Genomic DNA, 2,574 nt, shown 5'->3' with positions numbered 1-2,574 from the left:
CCATTTCACTGCCCCGACAATGCCTCAGCCCACAGTTTCTGACTCACTATCCCGTGTGATTGACCACCCACACGCACTGCGATAAAGTCTCACCGACGCAAAAAGGCGGTTTGAAAATACTATCCACTTTCCGCATGAGACGTTCAATCCTTTTTTCCATGGCGTGGCTGGGTTTGGTTGCGGTGCATGAGCCGGCACAGGCCAACTTCTGCAAGAGCGTGACGACGGAGCGCGCGCGCGACGAGGCGCGTCTGCTCGAGAGCGAAACGTTTGCCAATCCTCCAGCGGGCGAGTCGGTCGACTATGTCGGCGACCGGGCCTATAACGCCGACATCATCAGCTGCAATCGCAAACGCGACAATAACGGCAACGACATCGAAAAGCGCATCAAGGCCAATCACCGGTTTGCCGACAACCTCGAGGCGCGCTCGATCAAAGGGAAGTACAACTATTACGCGAGCGCGCCCCTGGCTTACGCCTACGAGCTGCGGCGCGAGAAGAGCATATGGATCGTGCGCGCGCCGATGCGCTTCCATTGGCCGACGGCGCGCAAGACCGACATGATCGATATCTCGATGGAACTGGTGAACCAGCTCGGCGATCCGGCGCTGAGCGCGCTGTGTGCGTCCGGTGCCACCGTGTTCGACAAGAACGGAAAGGATGTCACCCGCGGTTATATCCCGATACGCAACACCGGCGCCGGCATAAAAGGGACCGACACGGTGGGCGTGGATGAGCAAGCTTGTCGCGTTCGCCGTTCGACGCAGGTGAACAGCAAGAGCATCCTCCGCCATCTGCGTGAGTTCTACGCGAATGCGATTACGCGTGTCTGGAACCGGCCGGGGTTCAAAATCGAACCGGTCCTGCTCGACCACGGCGAAGGCACCGAGGCGCAGATCAATGCCTGGGACAAGGACAACATTACCTGGGAGCTGCGCCTGAACCTCATGCCCGATCACCGGGCGTCGTACAAGCGCTGGGCTTTCAAGTGGAACAACATGTACACCGGCGTGCCGGCCCATGTCATCGCGCACGAGTTTGGGCACAAGCTTGGCTTCGACGACGAGTATGGTTGGGGGCCCACCGTGACGCGTTCGCAGCGCGATTGCGCGAACCGGCGCGGCACGGCGCCGTTCGAGTACATCATGTGCCACCAGGGAGCATCGTGGGATCAGGTGTCGGGCACCGACAGCGACGTGCACAACGGCGCGAAGGCGGTTTACGCCTGGCTGGCGACACGCCGTTACACCATTGCCGAAGAGCTCCAGTGCAAAGAGGACACCGACTGCGGCACGGGGCGTTTCTGCGCCAAGGGAGTGCTCGGCGTTGGACGAAACCAATGCGAGGCGCTGAAACAGAACAACGAAGTATGCGACCGCGCCGCGCAATGCAGCAGCGGCCGCTGCGCCGGCGGGTTCTGCGCCACCCAACACGAATGCCTCGCGGACGGCGACTGCGGTGACGGCAGATTCTGCAAAATTGGGTTGGGCAACTTGGACCGTAACACCTGTCGCGCCAAGCTGGCGGACGGGCAGGCCTGTGCCGGTGATAAGCAGTGCGCGTCCGGCACTTGCGCTGGTTGGCGGCCGCAGGACCTGCAGGCAACCGGCATCTGTTACACGGCGAACTCGAAGAAGGCCGGCGAGGCGTGCAAGATCGATCTCGAATGCGCGACCGGCGCCTGCAACTCGAACAAGCGTTGCGTTTGTAAGAAGGACGACGACTGCAGCGGCAGCCAATGGTGCGATAAGGGTCCGGACCTACACGAGAACAGCTGCCGCGCCAAGCTCGACAAGGGTCAAGCGTGCGGCAAGTACGGCGATCTCGGCGTCAGCCGCCGCTGCAAGAGCGGTAAATGCTCGACCAAGACCGGGCTCGGCGTGCCGGGCGTCACCACCCTTTACTGCAAGTGACGGATCGGCGCGATGGCGATCGGGCAACCGCCTCGCGCGCCACCTGGCTCTCCGAGATCAGGCTGTTGCCTAGTAGCCAAGTAGGGGGGCGATCATTCCCGGAACGGGAATGAACAAAACAAGCGTCGGAACGCGATGCCTTCGGGTTCTAGGAAAGAAGGCGCCGGGTGATTAGACGGACAAGGGCGGCGTTTGCCGCCCTTGTCGTTTCAGTGGCGTAGCCGCGGCTGTCACTACCGATGGTCCGTCAAGGAAGGACAGGTGATCAAGGACGATGGACCACGCGGTACAGCCGGCGCCGGCGGGAAGGCGCACCCACTACGAGCGGCGGCTGTGGCCACGAGAAGCTCGTCGCGTTTTCGTGCAAGAAACGCGGCTTCTGCACGAGCTGTGGTGCCCGACGTATGGCGGAGACCGCCGCTTACCTGGTCGATCACCTGATCCCCCCGGGTGCCGGTGCGGCAGTGGGTGCTGTCGTTTCCCATCCCGCTGCGCGTGCTGTTCGCCGCCCATCCGGAGCTGCTCACGCCAGTCTTGAGAATCGTCCACCGGGTCATTTCCGGATTTCTCATCCAGCAGGCAGGGCTCAAGCATAACCAAGCCGATACCGGCGCCGTCACGCTGATCCAGCGCTTCGGATCGGCCGCCAATCTGAACATAC

Annotated in this window: 1 protein-coding gene and 1 pseudogene; both read left to right on the top strand. The window is 62.1% G+C overall.

Annotated features, from left to right (window positions below; all coding sequences use genetic code 11):
• The first annotated feature begins 158 nt into the window (after nt 1–158).
• On the top strand, nt 159–1,913 hold the full coding sequence (locus M3436_20555; protein ID MDQ3566362.1) for a hypothetical protein: 1,755 nt from the start codon (nt 159–161) through the stop codon (nt 1,911–1,913).
• Between the two features lie 341 nt (nt 1,914–2,254).
• Nucleotides 2,255–2,574, top strand: a pseudogene (locus M3436_20550) (transposase zinc-binding domain-containing protein).

Source organism: Pseudomonadota bacterium (assembly GCA_030859565.1).
Classification (GTDB): Bacteria; Pseudomonadota; Gammaproteobacteria; order JACCXJ01; family JACCXJ01; genus USCg-Taylor.
This window is presented reverse-complemented; position numbering and strand designations above follow the sequence as displayed.

Bases quoted from the DNA above. Each gene is read 5' to 3' on its own strand.
- M3436_20555 (MDQ3566362.1), top strand. From the start codon at position 159: ATGGCGTGGCTGGGTTTGGTTGCGGTGCATGAGCCGGCACAGGCCAAC.